A 19,414-nucleotide genomic window follows, 5' to 3' on the forward strand; every position below is an offset into this window, starting at 1 on the left:
GGACCGACGCGATGAACACGGCGACTCCCGCAGCCGACCTCGTGCTGCGCGGCGGGGACATCCTCACGTTCGCGGACTGGATGCCGGGGGCGGCCGTCGAACCGGTGCGGGCCCTCGCCGTGCGCGACGGCCTGGTCGCTGCGGTCGGGCCGGATGCCGAGGCGCTCATCGGTCCCGGGACCGAGGTCGTCGAACTCGCCGGCCGCACCGTCGTGCCCGGGCTCAACGACACGCACCTGCACCTCGTCTGCTACGCGATGGCGCGGTTCGGTCTGCGGGACGCCTCCCCCGCCGCGATCGGCGACTGGGCGGGGCTCTCCGCGGTGCTGACTGCCGAAGCCGTCGGCGCGGACGGCTGGATCCGCGCGCAGGGGTGGGATGCCGAGCAGCTCGGCCGGCCCGGAACGGCCGCCGACATCGACGCCGCCCTCGCCGCGAACGGCATCCCCGGCACGCCCACCGTGCTCTTCGACCGCACCGGCCACCAGCTGCTGGCCGGCACCGCCGCCCTGCGGGCGCTCGGGATCACGGCGGCGACCGCCGATCCGCCGGGAGGCGTGATCGTGCGGGATGCCGCCGGCGACCCGACCGGCGTGTTCTCCGATGCGGCGACCGCCCTCGTGCTGGGCGCGATGCCGCCGGTCCCCGCCGACGCCCTCGTCGACGTGCTGCGGCAGGCCCAGCGGGAGCTGAACGCACTGGGTTTCACGTCGGTGACCGACCCCGGCATCGGCACCGGCAGCGCGACCCTGTTCGACGGGTCGGCCTCCCCGCTCGCGCTCGACGCGATCCGCATGTTGGAGCGCGCCGGCGACCTGACGCTGCGCACCACCGTGCTGCTGACCTTCGCCGGCACCGGCGGGGAGTCGGTCGACTCGGTGCGCGCCGGCCTTGCGGGCCCCCTCCCGCACGCGCTCGACGGCTGCGACCCGCACTGGGCGCGCATCGCCGGGGTGAAGGTCTTCGCGGACGGCATCCAGCGCAGCGGCACCGCCTGGCACCACGAGCCCTACGGCCCGGAGCACCGCACCGGGCAACTGGCCGTCGCCGGCGGATCCGACGCGGAACGGGTCACGACGCTGCACGGCATCCTGAAGGAGATCGGCGACGCCGGGATGCAGACCGGCGTGCACGCGACGGGGGATGCCTCCGCCGACGCCGTCGTGGCGGGGCTCCAGGCCCTGGACCCGGCCGCGCGGGCGGCGCTCCCCTACCTGATCCACGGGGACTTCCTCCCCGCGGACGGCATGCCCGGCCTCACCGCGGCCACGATCGGCTGGACGGCCAATCCGGTGATCTCCCGCCTGGTGTGCGGCATCGGGCACGAGCTGCTCGGCGCCGAACGGCAAGCCGTCCGCCAGCCGCTCGGGTCCGCCCTGCGCGCCGGCGTCACGGTGACGCTGTCGTCGGACGCCCCCGTCGTCGACCCCGACTGGCGTCAGGCGATCATCGTCGCCGTCGAGCGCAGCCAGACCGACGGGATCCCGCATCCGGACAGCCCGGAGGCCGTCTCGACGACGGACGCGCTGGCGATGATGACGGTCACCGCCGGGGAGCTCGACGGGTCGGCCGCCCGCAAGGGACGCCTCGCCCCCGGCTTCGCCGCCGACCTCGTGGTGCTGGGCGGCCGGTGGCCGGATGCCGCCCACGTCCGCGATCTGGAGCACCTCCGCACCGACCTCACCGTCGTCGGCGGCCGCATCGTCCACCGCCGCTGACTCGCCCCGGCCCGATGCTCATCTTCCGCCGACAACAATGGCGCCCGCGCCGCGCAAATCTTGTCGGTGGAACGAAACCGATGCTCGGCGAGGGGGTCAGACCACGGAGGCGGGGACGCGGAGGGTGTCCAGGAACGCGTCGAGCTGGGCGAGCAGACGCTCCCGAGTGGTCGTCTCGGGCATCAGCAGGCACATGATCTGCAGTCCGGCGTTCATGGCCGTGAGCTGGTCAATCACGATCTGATCGTCGACGGATGCCACCAGTTCGCCGTCGTCACGGGCCTCCCGGAGGAACTGGCCCATCTGGGCGCGCCAGTGCAGGGCGTTCTCGCGGTGGGCGTTCCAGAGCTCCTCGTCCTGCACGGCGTGGTCCCAGAACGCGACCACCACGCGCGACTCCTGCACGCGCTCCCGGTCGATCGGCATGATCTCCAGGCACAGTTCACGCAGGGCGGCCAGACCCCGCAGCGTCGGCAGCGCGGCCCCGGCACGCACGTTGGTGCGGGTGTGCGCCCGGACGAACGCGGCCGCGAGCAGGCTCTCCTTGTTCGGGAAGTACCGCTGCAGCGCCCCGTGCGCGAAGCCGGCCTCGGCGGCGATCTCGCGCATCGTCGCGCGCTCGAACCCGCCGCGCTCGATGAGCCGCCACGTGGCGTCCACGATCAGCTCACGGCGTTCGTCGTGATCGACGATCTTCGGCATCCGGCACCTCCTGAAGCCGTTTCGCAGTCGGCTTTCGCTCAGCATCCTACGGGGGACCCGTTCGTCTCCACTTGGTCACGTATCGTTATCATTCCGTGACATTCGGATAACCCGACCGGGTGTAACTTTTTTATCACCAAGTGGTGATTATCCCGTCTCACCCGACAGCCTCATCCGACAAAGGAGCCGAAGATGACGAAGAATCGCAGCCAGGGCCGCCTCGCCCTCGCTCTCACCGCCGTGCTCGGGGCAGCCGCGCTCGCGCTGTCCGGATGCTCGGGTGCGAGCGACGCCGCCGCGACCGGTGCCGACGGCCTCACCACCCTCAAGGTGGCCACGATCGGCCTCACCTCCGACGGCGGCCTGGAGATCGGCATCAAGCAGGGTTTCTTCAAGAAGCACGGCCTCGACATCCAGACCTCGGTGGTCGCCAATCCTCCGGCCGGTCTCGCCGCCGCCCAGTCGGGTCAGGTCGACGTCGCGTACGCGCCCAGCATCCCGCTGCTGAACGCGCTGAGCCAGGGCGTCCCGCTGAAGGTCGTGCAGGCCGCCGACGGCTACGCCCCCGGAGCATCCAAGACGAGCGATCCCGCCACGGTCGATGACACGTCGCTCTACGCCAGCAAGGCGTCGGGCATCACCTCGGTCGCCCAGCTCAAGGGCAAGACCATCGCCGTCCCCGCCCGCAAGGCGCAGCTCGAGGTGGTCATCGCCCAGACGCTGAAGGATGCCGGCGTCGACCCGAGCTCGGTCAACTGGGTCGTGCTCGACTTCACCTCGGCCGTCGCCGCGCTGAAGACGGGCAAGGTGGATGCCGCCGGGCTCGTGTCGCCGTTCGGCAGCGAGGCGAAGGCGAACGGCTCCACCTACCTCGCCGCGCCCAGCCTCAAGTTCTTCGTGGACGGCGCGGTGGGTCTGTGGACCACCGGCTCGTCGACCCTGTCGGGCAAGAAGAAGGCGATCGAGTCGTTCCAGGCCGCCATCAAGGAGGCCAACGCCTACGCGAACGCCCACCCGAAGGAGGCCGTGCAGGCCGGGCTCGACTACACCAAGTCGACGCTGACCGCCGACGAGGTCACCACGCCGTACTGGCCGACCGCCGTCACCGACGCCGAGCTGCAGCACGTGAACGACCAGATGGTCTCGCTCGGCTACCTCGCCAAGGCCGTGCCGCTTTCCGGCGTCATCGCGGACGGCGCGCAATGAGCACTGCCCTGCGGCAGACGCTGACCGGGATCGCGGGCGTCCTCCTGGCGCTCGCGGTCTGGCAGCTCGCGGCGACGGTGGGTCCGTTCGCGGACTCGCCGCTGCCGTCGGCGACGGCATCGATCGCCGAGGCGGCTGCGCTTCTCGCAACGCCGGCGATGTGGTCGGCGACCGCCGTCACCGTGGCGATCGCACTCGGCGGCCTCGTGGTCGCGACCGTCATCGGCGTGGTGTTCGGCGTCGGCATCGGGGTCTCCCCCGTGCTGCTGCACGCGACCCGCGTGCCGCTGGAGTTCCTGAAGCCCATCCCGCCGATCGTCATCCTTCCGCTCGCGGTGCTGGTGCTCGGCCCCACGTGGCAGATGGGGATGTTCCTCACCGTGTTCGGCTGCGTGTTCGCGATCGCGATGCAGACCTCGGCGGGCGTGTTCGACACCGACCCGGTGGCGCTCAGCACCAGCCGTTCGTACGGGATGGGCCGCGGCGAGATCCTCGGCCGGGTCGTGCTCCCCTCGGCGCTTCCCTACATCGGCACCTCGATCCGCGTCTCCGCGCCGACCTCGCTCATCATCGCGGTGGTCGCCGGCCTCCTCGGCGGCGGTCCGGGCCTCGGCCAGAGCCTGCTGCAGGCACAGCTGGCCGGCAACCAGCCCCAGCTGTTCGCCTACGTCCTCATCCTCGGCATCCTCGGCCTGTGCGTGCAGTGGGGCAGCCAAGCCGCCGAGCGCCGGATGCTGCACTGGCATCCGCAATACCGGAAGGCGACCTTCTGATGACCGTCAGCACCGCGACCCGGGTCACCCGCACCGCGGCCCGCCGGCGCCCCTCCACCCGCAAGACGCCGCGCTGGATGCTCGTCGCCCTCGAGATCGTCGTCCCGATCCTGCTCGTCGCCCTGTGGTGGGTGCTGTCGGCCGATTCGACCAACACGTTCTTCCCGCCGCTGCAGACCATCCTGCAGACCCTCGTGCAGGACCTGTCGAACCCGGTCTTCCTCGCCGACGTCGGCGCGTCGCTGCTGAACCTGCTGATCTCGTTCGTCCTGGCATCCGTCCTCGGCGTCGTGCTCGGCACGCTCCTCGGACTGGTGCGCTGGGTGTCGTGGCTGACCGAGCCCACGATGCACTTCTTCCGCGCCATCCCGCCGGTCGCCCTGGTGCCGATCTTCGTGGCCATCCTCGGCTTCGGCAACGAGACCCGCATCCTCTCCATCACGCTCGCGGCGCTCTTCCCGACGCTCATCGCCACCCTCGACGGCGTGCGCGCCATGGACCCGACCATGGGCATGGTCACCCGCGTGTACGGGCTCACCCGCGGTCAGCGCATCTTCCGGGTGACGCTTCCCGCGGCATCCCCGCGCATCTTCAGCGGCATGCAGGTGAGCCTGCAGACCGCATTCATCGTCATGATCGCGAGCGAGATGCTCGGATCGTCCACCGGGCTCGGCGCCGTCACGCTGCAGGCGCAGCAGTCCTTCATGATCGCCCAGATGTGGGCCGGGATCATCGTGCTGGGCGTCATCGGCTACGTCGCCTCCGCCCTGTTCGCCCTGTTGCGCGGCCGCGTGCTGCGCTGGTACATCCGCTCCCAGCAGATTGGAAGAGAAGCATGAGCGCCAATGCCGTCGTGGGCTCCCCGTCGGACCGCACCGCCGCGCCCGTCCGCCTGAAGGTCGAGCACCTCGCCAAGTCGTACGACACGAAGGCCGGGTCCGTGCCCGTCATCGCCGACCTCACCGTCGAGGTGCGCGCCGGCGAGGTCGCCTGCATCGTCGGGCCGTCCGGCATCGGCAAGACCACGCTGCTGAAGTGCCTCGCCGGCCTCCAGCCGGCCACCAGCGGCACCGCCTGGATCGACGGGCAGGTCATCGACGGACCGCCGCGCGACATGGCGCTCGTCTTCCAGGAGTACACGCGCTCGCTCATGCCGTGGCTGAGCGTCGTCAAGAACGTCGAGCTGCCGCTCAAGCACCTGCGCCTGCCCGCCCCCGAGCGCGCCGAGCGCATCCGCAGCGCGCTGCACGCCGTCGGCCTCGACGGTGCCGAGCAGAAGTATCCGTGGCAGCTGTCCGGCGGGATGCAGCAGCGCGTCGCGATCGCCCGCGCCATCGCGTACCGCCCCGACGTGCTGATCATGGACGAGCCGTTCGCGTCGGTCGACGCGCAGACCCGGTTCGAGCTGGAAGACCTGTGCCTGCGCATCCGCGCCGAGTTCGGGATGACGATCGTCGTCGTCACCCATGACATCGACGAGGCCGTCTACCTCTCCGACCGGGTCATCGTCCTCGGCGAGAAGCCCGCCAAGGTCACCCGCATCATCGACGTGGCCTTCCCCGAGCCGCGCGACCAGATCGTCACGCGCGCAGAGCCGGAGTTCGCGACCCTGCGCAGCGAGATCATGGAACTGATCCGGAAGGCGCACTGACGTGGCGCCCGGGGAGACGGGGGCGAGCGTCGGCGTCCCGCCGGGGGCACGCGGCTACGAGCGCTTCGGCGGACGCGTCGCCGAGTTCACGTCGCAGTCCGAGCCGTGGTGGCCGGCATCCCCCCGCCCGGCGGATGCCCCGAACGTCGTCGTCATGCTCGTCGACGACCTGGGGTTCAGCGACCTGGGACCCTTCGGCGGCGAGATCCCGACGCCGAACATCGACGCCCTCGCGGGCCGCGGGTGGACGTTCTCGAACTACCGCACCGCCCCGATGTGCTCGCCGTCGCGGGCGTCCCTGCTCACCGGCCTGAACCCCCACCGGGCCGGGTTCGGCTACGTCGCCCACGTCGACCCGGGGTATCCCGGCTTCGCGTGCGAGCTGCCCGCGGATGCCCCCACCCTCGCCGAGTCGCTGCGCGCGGGCGGGTACGCCACCTTCGCGGTGGGCAAATGGCACCTCACCGTCGAGTCGAAGCTGCACGACGGCGCCGACAAGTCGTCGTGGCCCCTGCAGCGCGGCTTCGACCGGTATTTCGGCAGCATGGACGGCTTCACCTCCCTCCACCACCCGCATCGACTGATCAGCGACAACTCGCCCGTCGACGTGCGCGAGTTCCCCGACGGATACTTCCTCACCGACGACCTCACCGACCGCGCGCTGGGCATGATCGACGACCTGCGCGCGAACGCCCCGGACAAGCCCTTCTTCCTCTACTACGCGCACACCTCGGTGCACGGGCCGATCCAGGCGAAGGATGCCGACATCCACCGGTACCGCGGCGCCTACGACGCCGGCTGGGACGCGATCCGCCGCGAGAGGTTCGCCCGGCAGCAGGCATCCGGGATCGTGCCGGCCGACGCCGTGCTGCCCGCCGACGACCTGCCCGATGCCGCCGGCATCCGCCGCTGGGACGACCTCGACGCCGACGAGCGGGCCCTGTTCGCCCGGCACATGGAGGTCTACGCGGCCGCCGTCGACGAGATCGACCAGAGCGTCGGGCGCCTCACCGCCCGGCTCTCCGAACTGGGCGAACTCGACAACACGATCTTCCTGGTGCTCAGCGACAACGGCGGCACCGCCGAAGGCGGCCCGTCGGGCACCCGCTCGTACTTCGCGCAGTTCGGCCACGACTCCGACGTCCCCGCCGACTGGGTGCGCGACGTGCCGCGCGACCCCGCGCTCATCGGCGGCCCGCGCGTGTTCGGGCAGTACCCCGCGGGCTGGGCGCGCGTGTCCAACACCCCGTGGCGGTCGTTCAAGTCGTCGACGTACGAGGGCGGCGTGCACGCCCCGCTCGTGGTGTCCTGGCCGGATGCCGCGGCCCGCCCGGGCCTGCGCGACCAGTTCGTGTTCGTCGCCGACCTCGCCCCCACGATCCTCGAGCTCGCCGGCATCCCGCCCCTCGCCGCCCGGGGCGGGATGCCGGCGCGACCGGTCGACGGCCGCAGCTTCGCCGCGTCGCTCAGCGACCCCGAAGCCCCGGGACGACAGGCGCAGTACTTCGAGTGCGTCGGACGCCGGGCGTACGTCGACGGCGACCTGAAGGCCGTGTCGCCGTTGCAGCCCACCGTCGACGAGGGCGCCGCCGGCGGTGCATGGGAGCTGTACGACCTGGCCGCAGACCCCACCGAGACCGCCGACCTGGCGGCATCCCGCACCGCCGACGTCGCCCGGCTCGCGGCGCGCTGGCGCGACGCGGCGTGGGCGAACACGGTGTTCCCGCTCGACGACACCGGGCAGCTGCACACGGTGCGGCCGGAGTCCGAGGCGGTGCTCTCCGAGCCGGTGTTCCTCCCGGCCCGGCGCCCGGTGCTGGAGCGGTTCCGGTCGGCGAGACTCACCGTGCTGCGTTCCTTCCGGGTGACCGCCGACCTGCTCTGCGGGCCGGATGCCGCGGGCGTCCTGGTCGCGCACGGAGACCAGGGCGGCGGGTACGTGCTCGCGATCGACGACGGGCACCTGGCCCTCGGGTACAACGCCTACGGCGACCTGCACCGCGCCCGCTCCCTCGCCCCGATCGGCGGCGGACCGCACCGGATCGAACTCGCCCTGGACGAGCTCGACGGCCTGCGCTGGCGGGTCGCGGCATCCCTCGACGGCTCCGAGGTCGCCGTGATCGACGCCGTGCCGATGCTGCTCGGCATGTGCCCGTTCACCGGCATCAGCGTCGGGTACGACTACGGCGGCCCGGTGGATTGGGACCAGTACGAACGGCACCGCTCGTACCCGTTCACCGGCGGCGATCTGCGGGGGGTGACGTATCTCCCCGGCCCGCGCTCCGCGCACGACCCCACGGTCCTGCGCGCGATGGACGCCGCCGTCGCCGCGCTCGCCGACTAAGTGTCGCCGAAACAAGTGGTTGCCGCTGAGACAAGTGCGTGGGGTGCTTGCCTCAGCGGCAAAGACCTGTCTCGGCGACCCGAAACTTCATGAGCAATCGCTCAAAAAACCTGGTGCACGGGGGCGTTGATCATATATGATCAACGCAATCCCGAACGAACGAGGTGGTTCTGTGGTGTCGACAGCCTCCGGCGACGTGGTGACGACCGCGATCGCCCGCAACATCAGCGAGTTCCGCGCAGCCGTGAACGACTCCTTCGTACCGCTGCAGGTGCACAGCGACCATCCCGACCGGTTCCGCGGCCTCATCCGCGGTGCCGGCGTCGACGAGGTGCACCTCAGCGACGTGCGCGCCACCGACCACCAGGTGCACCGCACGCCCGAACTCATCGCCCGCGGCGACGCACCGTTCTTCAAGGTGAGCCTGATGCTGCAGGGTTCGGGCCTGCTCATCCAGGACGGACGCGAGGCCGTGCTCTCGCCCGGCGACCTCGCCGTCTACGACACCAGCCGGCCGTACTCGCTCATCTTCGACGAGGACTTCCGCACCATGGTCGTGATGTTCCCGCGGCATCTCATCACCCTGCCGCCCGACATGGTCGGGCAGCTCACCGCCGTGCGCGTGGCCGGCACCGACGGGCTGGCCTCGGTCGTCACCCCGTACCTCACCCAGCTCGCCGCGAACCTCGACCAGTTCCACGGCACCACCGGCGCACGCCTCGCACACAGCGCGCTCGACCTCGTCACCACCGTGTTCTCGCACGAGCTCGGACTCGACGGCGCCACCAACGACCCGCACCGCGCTCTCATGCAGCGCATCCGCGGCTACATCGACCGCAACCTCGCCTCGACCGATCTGAGTCCGGCATCCATCGCGGCCGCGCACTATATCTCCACCCGGCACCTCCACGGCCTCTTCCAGGAGCAGGGCACCACCGTGTCCACCTGGATCCGCACCCGCCGCCTGGAGCAGTGCCGTCGCGACCTCCGAGACCCGGTGCTCGCCGACCGACCCGTCGCCGCGATCGCCGCGCGCTGGGGGTTCGTCGACGCCGCGCACTTCAGCCGCGCGTTCAAGTCCGCCTTCGGCGTCGCCCCGAGCGAGTTCCGCGCCGCGCACTGACCCCGGCGCTTATTCAGCCCGGCGAGGGAGACGCACTCGGGGTCTGACGGTGCTCGCCGAGCGGCTCGGGGGCGGCGAGCCGAGACGCCATCCCGGAGAAGATGACGCCGTGGAACGGCTTCATCGACCACCAGTACAGCCGCCCCGTCAGTCCGAGGGGGAAGAACACCGCCCGCTGGCGATAGTTGCTTCCGTGCGCAGTCGCGGCGACCTCGAGCTCCAGCCAGGCCCGGCCGGGCACCCGCATCTCCGCCCGCAGTCGCAGGCTCGATCCGCGCTCGATGGATTCCACCCGCCAGAAGTCGAGGGCGTCCCCGGTGTTCAGGCGCCGGGCATCCCGGCGTCCGCGGCGCAGTCCGACACCGCCGACGAGACGGTCCAGCCATCCGCGCGCCGCCCACGCCAGCGGGAACGAGTACCAGCCGTTCTCGCCGCCGATCGACTCGATGCGCTCCCACACCTGCGCCGGCGTCGCGGTCGAGTCGATCGTGCGCTCGTCGACGTAGACCGTGTGTCCCGACCAGTCCGGATCGGACGGGATCGGATCGCTCGACGCTCCCGCCACCGACGCGTCGCGCCAGCTCGTGCGCACCTGCCCCTCCGCCTCGCGGCGCAGCGCCAGCCGCACGGCGGCGCGGTATCCGAGGAGGCCCTCCGGCGGCGGCGGAACGAAGCGGTCGATGTCGTGCTCCTGGACGACGCAGTCATGCTGCAGGGACTCGATGATCGGCACGGCGACGTCGCGGGGAATGGGCGTCACGAGGTTGACCCACTGCGCCGCAAGCCACGGGGTGAGCACCGGGAGCGCGGCGATGGCCCGCTGCGGCAGTCCTGCCTCGACGGCATAGGCGTTCATCATCTGTCCGTAGCGCAGCACGTCGGGGCCGCCGATGTCGAAAGTGCGGTTCACCTCGCCGGGCAGCTCGGCCCAGGCGACGAGATACCGCAGCACGTCGCGGATCGCGATCGGCTGCACGCGGTTGCGCACCCAGCGCGGCGCCGGCATGTACGGCAGCACCTCGCTGAGGTGGCGGATCATCTCGAAAGACGCCGACCCCGACCCGATGACGATGCCCGCCTGCAGCACGACCGCGGGCACCGGCCCGGCGAGGAGGATGCGCCCCACCGCGACGCGCGAATGGAGGTGCCGCGACAGCCGCTCGACATCGGGATGCAGCCCCGACAGGTAGACGATGCGCGAGACGCCCTGAGCGGCGGCCGCCCGGGCCACGTTCTGCGCGGCCTCCGATTCGGTTGCCTCGAAGTCGCCGCGCGCCGACATGGAATGCACGAGATAGTAAACGACATCGACGCCCGCGCATGCGCGGACGCAGGCCGCGGCATCCACCAGGTCTCCGCCGACGACCTCGACGTCGTCGCGCCACGGCACATCGGCGAGCCGGCGCGGCGTTCGCGCGAACGCCCGCACCTCGATGCCGGCCGCGAGCAGCTCCGGCACCAGGCGCCCGCCCACATACCCGGTGACCCCCGTCACCAGAGCCTTCGTCATCGTCCGCACCCCGCTCCCTCGACCGGCATGACGCTTCCCTAGAAAGGCATGCATCCAGCTTAGAGAGCGATCCGCGCGAGGTCGAGGGAAGGCCGGCCGCGTGACCGGTGGCGCACTCCGTGCGCGTGCGGTCAAGCACCGTGCCCACAGCGCTAAGCACCGACTGCCTTCCGGCCCATAACGTCGGATCACCGGGCTCACCGCAGAGCCCTCCCGGGAGGCAGAGAACCAATGAAGACAAAGCCACTCGCAGCGCTCGCGGCCATCGCCGCGGCGACTGCGCTCGTGATCACCGGCTGCGCCGGGTCCGGCGGCGGATCCGGGAGCAAGGACCCGATCGTGGTCGGATCCGTCAACTCCATCTCGGGCCCGGCGACGTTCCCCGAGGCATCCCAGGCGGCCGCCGCCGTGTTCAAGCAGTTCAACGCGGCCGGGGGCCTGAACGGTCGCAAGATCGACTACAAGGCGCTCGACGACAAGGGAGACCCGGCCACGGCCACCTCCTCCGCCCGCCAGCTGGTCGGCCAGGACGGCGCCGTCGCGATGGTCGGCAGCGCCAGCATCCTGGAGTGCCAGCTCAACGCCAAGTACTACGCGCAGCAGGGCGTGCTGTCGATGCCCGGGGTGGGCGTCGACACCGGCTGCTTCGACAACCCGAAGACGATCTCGCCGGTCAACGTCGGCCCGTACAACGACCTCACCCTCACGCTGATGTACGGCTCGGAGACCCTCAAGCTCACCGACATCTGCGTGCTGCTGGAGATCGTCGGGTCGACCAAGCCCGCCTACATGGCCGCCGTGCAGAAGTGGGAAGAGGTCACCGGCAAGAAGCCGCTCTATGTGGATGCCACCCTCCCCGCGGGCGGCTCGGACTACACGTCGTACATCGTCAAGGCCCGCCAGGCCGGCTGCAAGGCGATCGCGTCGAACCCGATCGAGCCGGACGCCATCGGCCAGGTGAAGGCCGCCAACGCGCAGGGCTGGAACGACCTGACCTGGCTGTACCTGACCTCCGTGTACAGCACCAACTTCGCCAAGGCCGTCTCCAACGCCGGCGCCGGCGTCTACGTGCCCGCCGAGTTCTACCCGTTCACCGACACGTCAAGCTCCGCCAACAAGGACTGGTACGACCTGATGTCGAAGAACAACATCCCGCTGACGTCGTTCAGCCAGGGCGGCTACCTCGCCGCGACGTACTTCATCGACGCCCTGAAGACCATCAAGGGCGACGTCACCAAGGAGTCCGTCACCAAGGCGCTGCAGTCCTTCAAGGCCCAGAACCCGATGGTCGGCGCGCCGTACTCGTTCGGCTCGGCCAACGACGCCGGCTGGCCGGTCGTCCTCAAGTCCGGCGCGGGGGCCTGGAAGAACGCCGCCACCGACTGGCTGACCATCTCCGGCCACTGACCCGGATGCCCCGGACGGGGTCGGCGCGCATCGCACCGCGCCGGCCCCGCCGGGACCCGAAGGAGGAACCATGCTCCAGGGAGCTCTCGCCGGGCTCGCCGCGGGAGGCCTCTACGCCGTCCTCGGCGTCTGCCTCACCCTGATGTCCCGGCTCGTCCGGGTCGTGAACTTCGCACAGGTGGCGACCGGGATGTTCGGCGCCTTCTGCGCCGTGTGGCTGGTCACGGTCGCGAACTGGCCGGTGTGGGCGGGATCGCTCGTCGGCATCCTGATCGGCGGCGTCCTGGCCGCGATCATCGGCTTCATCGCCGCGACCTGGCTCGCCGAAGCCGACACCACGACCCGTTCGGCGATGACCGTCGGTCCGCTGCTGCTGCTCATCTCGCTGTCGTTCATCCTGTTCGGCAACAAGCCGCTGCCGTTCAGCCCGATCATCCAGGGCCCGGCGTTCACCGCCGGCAGCGTCGTGATCAGCTGGGTCACGGTCGCGACCGTCGCTCTGGCCGTCCTGGTGTCGGTCCTGGTCAGCCTGCTGCTCGGGCGCACCCGGGTGGGCACGCAGCTGCGCGCCCTGTCGGAGCGCCCCACCACCGCGGAGCTGCTCGGCATCCGGTCCCGCCCGCTGTCGATCGCCGTGTGGTTCGTCACCGGCCTCGTGAGCGCCCTCGTCGTCGTCATCGTCGCGCCGTCGCAGTCCAACGACGCGGTGAGCCTGTCGATGCTCATCGTCCCCGCCGCCGCGGCCGCCCTGCTGGGCGGATTCCGCCGACTCGACCTCACGGTCGTGGGCGGCCTCGTCCTCGGCATGCTCGACGGCGTGTTCGCGATGATCAACCAGATCTCGATCATCCGCAACTTCCTCCCGTTCCTGTTCATCGTCGTGCTGCTGCTGTGGCGCCAGCGCAAGGAGGTGTGGGATGCCGCGCGATAGCGTCTCCCGCCCGTTCACCCAGACCGGGCTCTACCGCAATTCCTGGCCGATCGTCGTCGCCGTGATCGCCGTCGCGGTCGGCTTCGGACTCAGCGTCGGGCTCAGCGACTACGTCGTCTACCTCGCCATCGGCGCCGTGACCGCGTCGATCTCGATCCTCGGCCTCGGCGTCGTCACCGGCTCGGCGGGCATGATCGCCCTCTGCCAGCTCACGTTCGGCGCCATCGGCGCCTGGGTCGTCGCGTTCCTCAACAACGCGAACGCCCCCGGCGGCTTCATCGTGTGGCTCGTCGTGGGGGCCGCGGCGGCCGGTGTCGCCGGCATCCTCGTCGGTCTTCCCGCGCTGCGTCTGCGCGGCGTGAACCTCGCCGTCGTCACGCTCGGCTTCGCGGCCGCGGCGGATGCCACGCTCATCCAGATCCAGTTCCCCGGCGTCACCACCGGCAACCAGGTGCTGCGCCCGGATGCCTTCTCCACCGACAGCCAGTACTTCTTCTTCTCGATCATCGTGCTGGTGGTGTGCTGCCTGGTGGTCTTCTTCCTGCAGCGCGGCCGCACGGGATCCAGCTGGAAGGCCGTCGCGTTCTCCGAGCGCGGCACCGCGTCGGCCGGTCAGAGCGTGCGCAACGCGAAGCTGTCGGCCTTCGCGGTCAGCGCCGCCCTCGCCGGGGTCGCCGGCGGCCTCCTCGCCGGCCAGGTGGGACTGCCGTACGAGTCCAGCTTCACCCCGCTGCAGTCGCTCGCCCTCTACGTGCTGGCGGTGATGAGCGGCGCGCAGCTGATCGACATGGCGATCTTCGGCGGCATCGTGTGGGTGCTCGTGCCCGAACTGCTGAAAGCCTGGAACATCAACCAGAACTGGGGCTTCGTCATCTTCGGCGTGCTGGGCGTGCAGGCTCTCACGAGCGGGTCGAACCTCGGCCAGGCGATCCGGAGCGCCATCCACCGGCGTGCGGACCGCCGGCAGGAGGCCGCGCGGGCCGCCGCGAAGGAGGCATCCGCTCGCGACACCGCCGAGCAGGCGCACATCTCCACCACGACGATCGCGACCGTCGACCCGATGAAGGACGCCAATGCGCCGGTGCTGACCGTCGAGGGTCTCACCGTGGAGTTCGGCGCCCTGAAGGCCCTGGACGACGTGTCGTTCGCCGTGCCCGCGGGCACCGTCATGGGGCTCATCGGCCCCAACGGCGCCGGCAAGTCGACGTTCGTGGATGCCATCAGCGGGTTCCTCCCCCGCCACGGCGGCCGCGTCGTGCTCGACGGGGTGGACCTCGCCGGAAAGACGCCGACCGCCCGCGCCCGGCTGGGCCTGCGCCGCACGTACCAGCAGGACCGCGTGCCTCCGTCGCTCACCGTCGGCGCCTACGTGACCTTCGTTGCCCGGCGCCGGATCGATGCGACCGAGCTCGCCGAGACCCTGGAGTTCTTCGGGTGCCCTCCCGCATCCGCCCGGCTCTCCGCGATCGACGTCGGAACCCGGCGCCTCATCGAGGTCGCGGCCAACGTGATGGCGCGGCCGAAGCTGCTCATCCTCGACGAGCCCGCCGCGGGCCTGTCGCACGAGGAGCACCTGGCGCTGGCCGCGCGCCTGCGGGAGCTGCCCGACCGCTTCGGGATGTCGCTCGTGATCATCGAGCACGACCTGGATCTGGTGAGGTCGGTGTGCCCGCGCCTCACCGTCCTGAACTTCGGGCGCGTGCTCGCGTCCGGCCCGCAGGTCGAGGTGCTCGAGAACCCGGATGTCATCAAGGCCTACATGGGCGAGACGGAGCTGCTGCAATGAGCGACACACTCGAACTCGAATCCGTCACGGTGAGCCGCGGCGCCGGCCCGGTGATCTCGGACGTCTCGCTGACGCTCCGACGCGGGGAGGTGCTCGCCCTCGTCGGCCCCAACGGCGCCGGCAAGACGAGCCTCATCGAGTCGATCTCCGGCGTCATCCCGCACTCGGCGGGGACGATCCGCCTCGGCGGCGACGCGATCGACAAGGTGTCGCGCGTCACCCGGGCCCGACGCGGGATCGTGCACATCGAGCAGGGCCGGGCGGTGTTCCCGACGCTGACGGTGCGCGAGAACCTGTCGCTGACCGCGCGCACGCCCGCCGAGGTGGATGCCGCGATCGCCCAGTTCCCCGAACTGGAGAAGCGCATCGACGCCCCCACGCAGCTGCTCTCCGGCGGGGAGCAGCAGATGGTGGTGCTGGCGCGCGCGTTCGCCGCGAAGCCGAAGTTCCTGCTGATCGACGAGATGTCGCTGGGCCTGGCGCCCGTCGTGTTCACCCGCCTGTTCCCGATGGTGGCGACCCTCGCCGAGCAGGGCGCCGGGGTGCTGCTGGTGGAGCAGTTCACCGAGCTCGCCCTGGGACTCGCGTCGGAGGCGATCGTGGTCGCCACCGGCCACGTCACCTACCAGGGGGATGCCGCCGCCCTGAAGGCCGACCCCGCCGTGCTGCACCGGGCTTACCTGGGCAGCTGACGCGCCGGGCCTACCTGGGCAGCTGACGCGCCGGGCCTACCTGGGCGCCTACTCGAGGTCCAGGTGGGCGATGCCCCAGGGCGGCACCGGAAGGAAGCCCTGCGACTCGAGGCGCACCGGCACGGGCTTCGCACCGTGCACCCGCAGGGTCGCGCGGTCCGGCCCGTCGCCGACGAGGGCGTACGGCAGCGACGTGGATGCCGTCGCGTTCACGACCGACAGGGTGCGCACCCCGGCGAGGTCGAGGTCGAGGCGGCGGGGCTGGTAGGCGGCCACGACGAGCGCGTCGCCGCGGCGGCTCCCGACGACCGGATACCCTTCGGCCGGGAGCGCCGCGAACAGGCTCCCCTCCAGCACCGTCGGTCGCAGCTCCACCCATTCGGCGATGAGGTCCGCGACGGTGCGCCGGTGGTCGTCGGGCAGGTCGGCGAGCGGCATCGACAGCTGCGGCACGCCGAAGAACGCGTTCAGCACCTGGCGCGCAGCGGCCTCCGGGCCCGCGGTCGGGTCCCACATGAGGGGGTCCGAGTGCACCACCTGTCCGTCGGCGAACAGCCGCAGATCCACGATCGACCGCCGGTTCTGGTCGGCATCGGCCGGGCAGTCGTCGGCCCGCACGACATCGGCGTAGGGCGCGACCGCCGGGGAGATGTACGGCTGACGGAACTCGATCAGGGTGCCCGGGCGGGCGGCGTCCACCGCGTCCGCGACCTCGCGCAGCAGCTCCACCATGGCGCGTCCGACGTTGTCGATGTCTCCGGTCGACGCGGTGCCGGCGTAGACCATGGCGTTGTTGAGGAAGTCGACCTTCAGCCCGTCCAGGTCGTAGTCGCGCACGAGGCGGGCACAGGTCTCGGCGACGTGCGCCCGCACCTCGGCGCGGCGGGGGTCGAGCACGTCGGCGCGCAGCCCCGGCACATGCGCCGGGGCGAGCGGACGCAGCCGCTCGTACACCGCGCTGTGCGCGCCGAGCAGCAGAGGCGCGATCCACACCACGGCATCCATCCCCTGCGCGTGCAGGCGGTCGACCGTCGCGCGCAGGTCGGGGAACTTCTGCGGGTCGGGCTCCCAGTCGCCGCATCCGGCGTACCACCGGCCGTCGCCATACCGCTGCCAGCCGTCGTCGATGAACACCGAGCGGCAGCCGAGGGCGGCGGCGCGGGATGCTTCGGCCTCGACGATCTCGGCGGTGACGGCCTGCGAGTACGCGTACCAGGTGGAGTACACCGGCCGGGTCGCCGTGCGCGAGAGCGGGCGGTGCCCGGCGCCGTCGTGCAGGAAGTCCGACAGCGCGCGCACCGCGGGTTCGTACCGGACGCGGTCGGCGACGACCGCCAGCCGGATGCCGCCGCGGCGCACGTGCTGCTCGCCGACCTCGAGGCGCACGACGAAGGTCTTGCTCTCCTCGGACGCGCCGAACTCGAGCACCCCCTCGTCGACGACGCAGTCGAAGGCGAAGGCGAGCCCGCTCGTGCCGTCGACGTCGCACAGCACCCCGATGGGGGCCGAGCGCACGGCGCTGAAGCTCTGCCGGCCGTGCCAGTCGGCGGGGAGCGCGGGGGCCAGGTCGAACCCGGGGTACCAGAACCCGGACGCATTGCCGAGGGGAGCCTGCAGCACGATCTGACCGGGTCCGTCCACGGCGACGGTGACGAAATCGAGGGCATCCGTCCCGGAGGCGGGGTCGATGCGCTCGATGCGGCATCCGCCGGAGACGGCCACCTCGACGTCGCGGCCGAGCCGCGTCCAGGTGAGGGAGTGGACATCGTGGTCTTCGAGGAGCACAGCGGGGCCTTACTGCTTGACTGCACCGGCGAGGATGCCGGCGACGAACTGACGCTGGAGGAAGAGGAACAGGATGAGGATCGGCAGCATCGAGAGCATCGTGCCGGTCAGCAGCTGCCCGTAGTCGGTGGTGCCGACGCCTTGCAGGGTCGCAAGCGCCACCGGAAGCGTGTAGGCGTCGGGCGTGCGCAGCACCACCAGGGGGTACACGAACGCGTTCCACTGCGCGAGGAAGAGGAAGATCGCGAGGGCGGCGAGCGCGGGCCGCACGGTGGGCACGACGATCCGGGCGAAGAGGCGGAACTCCCCGGCCCCGTCCACGCGTGCCGCCTGGATGAGTTCGTCGGGGATGGAGCTCATCGTCTGCCGCATGAGGAAGATCCCGAACGGCAGGGCCAGGTTCGGCAGGATGATGGCCTGGTACGAGTCGAGCCAGCCGAGCCACACCATGAGCTGGAACAGCGGCACGAGGGTCACCTGCGACGGCAGGGCCAGAGTCACCAGCAGCACCCCGAACATGACGGACTTGCCGCGGAACTCGAACTTTGCGAACGCGTACCCCGCCGCCGTGCAGACGACCAGGCCCAGCAGCGTGTAGACGGTCGAGACGAACAGCGAGTTGAGCATCGCCCGTCCGAACATCGTGTCGGTGAGCAGGCCCTGCACGTTGTGCAGGAACGCATCGCCGGGCAGGAAGTGCGGCGGGGTCGAGAAGATCTCGTTGGACGGATAGGTCGTCGCGATGATCAGCCAATAGAACGGCAGCGCCATCAGCACGGCTCCGGCGGCGATGGCCGTCGTCAGCACGAGCGAGCGCCCGGGTCGAGGGCGGCCGGCGTAGAGAGTGGTCATGACTTCTCCCGGAAGAGGCGCAGCTGCACGAGCGAGATCACGCCGATGATGAGGGTGAGCGCGTACCCGATGGCCGAGGCGTACCCGAAGTCGAAGTACTGGAAGCCGTTCTGGTACAGGTACATGCCGACGGTGAGCGTCGCGTTGTCGGGTCCGCCGTTGGTGAGCACGTACGGTTCGTCGAACAGCTGGAGGGTGCCGATCGTCGAGAGGATGACGGTGAGCACGAGCGCGGGCCGCAGCCCCGGCAGGGTCACGTGCCAGAAGCGGTGCACGGCCCCGGCGCCGTCGACGGACGCGGCTTCGTACAGCTCGGTCGGGATCGACTGCAGCTGGGCGAGGTAGATGATCGCGCTCTGGCCGGTGTAGTGCCAGGTCATCGCGATGACGATGGCGATCTTCGCCCAGAACGGGTCGGCGAGCCACGGGATGGGGCCGATGCCGACGACGCCGAGCAGCTGGTTGACGAATCCGTCCTGGGCGCTGAACAGCGCGCGGAACAGGATGCCGTAGGCGACCAGGCCCATCACGATCGGCACGAAATACAGTGTTCGCCACAGGGCCCGGGCCTTCAGCAGCAGCGAGTTGAACGCCACCGACAGGAGGACGGCGAGCGCGAGCATGATCGGCACCTGGACGACGAGGATCACGGCGGTGTTGCGCAGCGCGGTGTAGAAGAGCGGGTCCTGCAGGAGGCGCACGTAGTTGGCGAGCCCCGCGAAGGATGTCCGTCCGTCCTGGTTGGTGGTCAGACTCAGCCACAGCGCACTGACGTACGGGTAGCAGGTGAAGACCGCGAACAGCAGGATGGTCGGGAGGAGGAAGACGTACGGAGTGGAGCGCGGGTAGCCGATCGCGCGGCGGCGGCGAGCGCGGGCGGCCGGGCGCGGCGCTCTCGTCACGCGCTGTTCGGAGCGCCGACGGGTGTCGGGGT

At 70.9% G+C, this 19,414-nt stretch carries 16 protein-coding genes; 11 read left to right on the forward strand and 5 right to left on the reverse strand.

Going from position 1 to position 19,414, the window contains the following annotated elements:
- The first annotated feature begins 11 nt into the window (after positions 1–11).
- Entirely contained in the window at positions 12–1,718 is a 1,707-nt protein-coding gene (locus LK09_RS19010; protein WP_156138914.1) for an amidohydrolase, read from the forward strand.
- 96 nt (positions 1,719–1,814) lie between these two features.
- Here LK09_RS19010 and LK09_RS19015 read toward each other — a convergent pair whose 3' ends face one another.
- Positions 1,815–2,420 (reverse strand): TetR/AcrR family transcriptional regulator, encoded by a 606-nt coding sequence (locus LK09_RS19015; protein ID WP_039403107.1) that lies wholly within the window; start codon positions 2,418–2,420, stop codon positions 1,815–1,817.
- Between the two features lie 192 nt (positions 2,421–2,612).
- On the opposite strand from LK09_RS19015, the gene LK09_RS19020 reads away from it, so the two are divergent.
- From LK09_RS19020 to LK09_RS19045, 6 genes are all read left to right on the forward strand, one after another.
- Complete coding sequence (locus LK09_RS19020) at positions 2,613–3,626, forward strand: ABC transporter substrate-binding protein (protein ID WP_052227006.1); 1,014 nt, start codon at positions 2,613–2,615, stop codon at positions 3,624–3,626.
- A complete protein-coding gene (locus LK09_RS19025; protein WP_039403109.1) occupies positions 3,623–4,399 on the forward strand; it encodes an ABC transporter permease in 777 nt (258 codons plus the stop codon). Before LK09_RS19020 ends, LK09_RS19025 begins: the two co-directional genes overlap by 4 nt.
- Positions 4,399–5,238, forward strand: coding sequence for an ABC transporter permease (locus tag LK09_RS19030; RefSeq protein WP_039403111.1), 840 nt, complete (start codon positions 4,399–4,401; stop codon positions 5,236–5,238). Before LK09_RS19025 ends, LK09_RS19030 begins: the two co-directional genes overlap by 1 nt.
- Complete coding sequence (locus LK09_RS19035; protein WP_052227007.1) at positions 5,235–6,050, forward strand: ABC transporter ATP-binding protein; 816 nt, start codon at positions 5,235–5,237, stop codon at positions 6,048–6,050. The genes LK09_RS19030 and LK09_RS19035 overlap by 4 nt, the downstream gene beginning before the upstream one ends.
- Position 6,051: 1 nt before the next feature.
- On the forward strand, positions 6,052–8,394 hold the full coding sequence (locus LK09_RS19040) for an arylsulfatase (RefSeq protein WP_039403113.1): 2,343 nt from the start codon (positions 6,052–6,054) through the stop codon (positions 8,392–8,394).
- Positions 8,395–8,530: 136 nt separating this feature from the next.
- Complete coding sequence (locus LK09_RS19045) at positions 8,531–9,517, forward strand: AraC-like ligand-binding domain-containing protein (protein WP_052227008.1); 987 nt, start codon at positions 8,531–8,533, stop codon at positions 9,515–9,517.
- Positions 9,518–9,530: 13 nt separating this feature from the next.
- On the opposite strand, the gene LK09_RS19050 is transcribed toward LK09_RS19045, so the two are convergent.
- Positions 9,531–11,027 (reverse strand): SDR family oxidoreductase, encoded by a 1,497-nt coding sequence (locus LK09_RS19050; RefSeq protein WP_052227009.1) that lies wholly within the window; start codon positions 11,025–11,027, stop codon positions 9,531–9,533.
- A 231-nt stretch (positions 11,028–11,258) separates the two neighbouring features.
- Between LK09_RS19050 and LK09_RS19055 the strand changes: the two genes are divergently transcribed.
- From LK09_RS19055 to LK09_RS19070, 4 genes are all read left to right on the forward strand, one after another.
- Positions 11,259–12,434: an ABC transporter substrate-binding protein gene (locus LK09_RS19055; protein ID WP_039403115.1), complete on the forward strand. Its 1,176-nt coding sequence runs from the start codon at positions 11,259–11,261 to the stop codon at positions 12,432–12,434.
- A gap of 70 nt (positions 12,435–12,504) precedes the next feature.
- Positions 12,505–13,365 carry a branched-chain amino acid ABC transporter permease gene (locus tag LK09_RS19060; protein ID WP_039403117.1) on the forward strand — a complete coding sequence of 287 codons (861 nt, stop codon included), beginning with the start codon at positions 12,505–12,507 and terminating at the stop codon, positions 13,363–13,365.
- Positions 13,352–15,151, forward strand: coding sequence for a branched-chain amino acid ABC transporter ATP-binding protein/permease (locus LK09_RS19065; protein WP_052227010.1), 1,800 nt, complete (start codon positions 13,352–13,354; stop codon positions 15,149–15,151). The genes LK09_RS19060 and LK09_RS19065 overlap by 14 nt, the downstream gene beginning before the upstream one ends.
- Entirely contained in the window at positions 15,148–15,843 is a 696-nt protein-coding gene (locus LK09_RS19070; RefSeq protein ID WP_039403119.1) for an ABC transporter ATP-binding protein, read from the forward strand. Before LK09_RS19065 ends, LK09_RS19070 begins: the two co-directional genes overlap by 4 nt.
- Positions 15,844–15,891: 48 nt before the next feature.
- Here the strand turns inward: LK09_RS19070 and LK09_RS19075 are convergent, their stop codons facing one another.
- Genes LK09_RS19075 through LK09_RS19085 form a run of 3 tightly spaced genes read right to left on the reverse strand, consistent with a single transcriptional unit; the run spans position 15,892 to position 19,382 of the window.
- Positions 15,892–17,628 (reverse strand): glycoside hydrolase family 36 protein, encoded by a 1,737-nt coding sequence (locus LK09_RS19075; RefSeq protein WP_052227011.1) that lies wholly within the window; start codon positions 17,626–17,628, stop codon positions 15,892–15,894.
- Between the two features lie 9 nt (positions 17,629–17,637).
- Positions 17,638–18,480: a carbohydrate ABC transporter permease gene (locus tag LK09_RS19080; protein ID WP_052227012.1), complete on the reverse strand. Its 843-nt coding sequence runs from the start codon at positions 18,478–18,480 to the stop codon at positions 17,638–17,640.
- Positions 18,477–19,382 (reverse strand): carbohydrate ABC transporter permease, encoded by a 906-nt coding sequence (locus LK09_RS19085; protein ID WP_039403244.1) that lies wholly within the window; start codon positions 19,380–19,382, stop codon positions 18,477–18,479. The genes LK09_RS19080 and LK09_RS19085 overlap by 4 nt, the downstream gene beginning before the upstream one ends.
- Between the last annotated feature and the right edge of the window lie 32 nt (positions 19,383–19,414).

Source organism: Microbacterium mangrovi, from assembly GCF_000802305.1.
Classification (GTDB): Bacteria; Actinomycetota; Actinomycetes; order Actinomycetales; family Microbacteriaceae; genus Microbacterium; species Microbacterium mangrovi.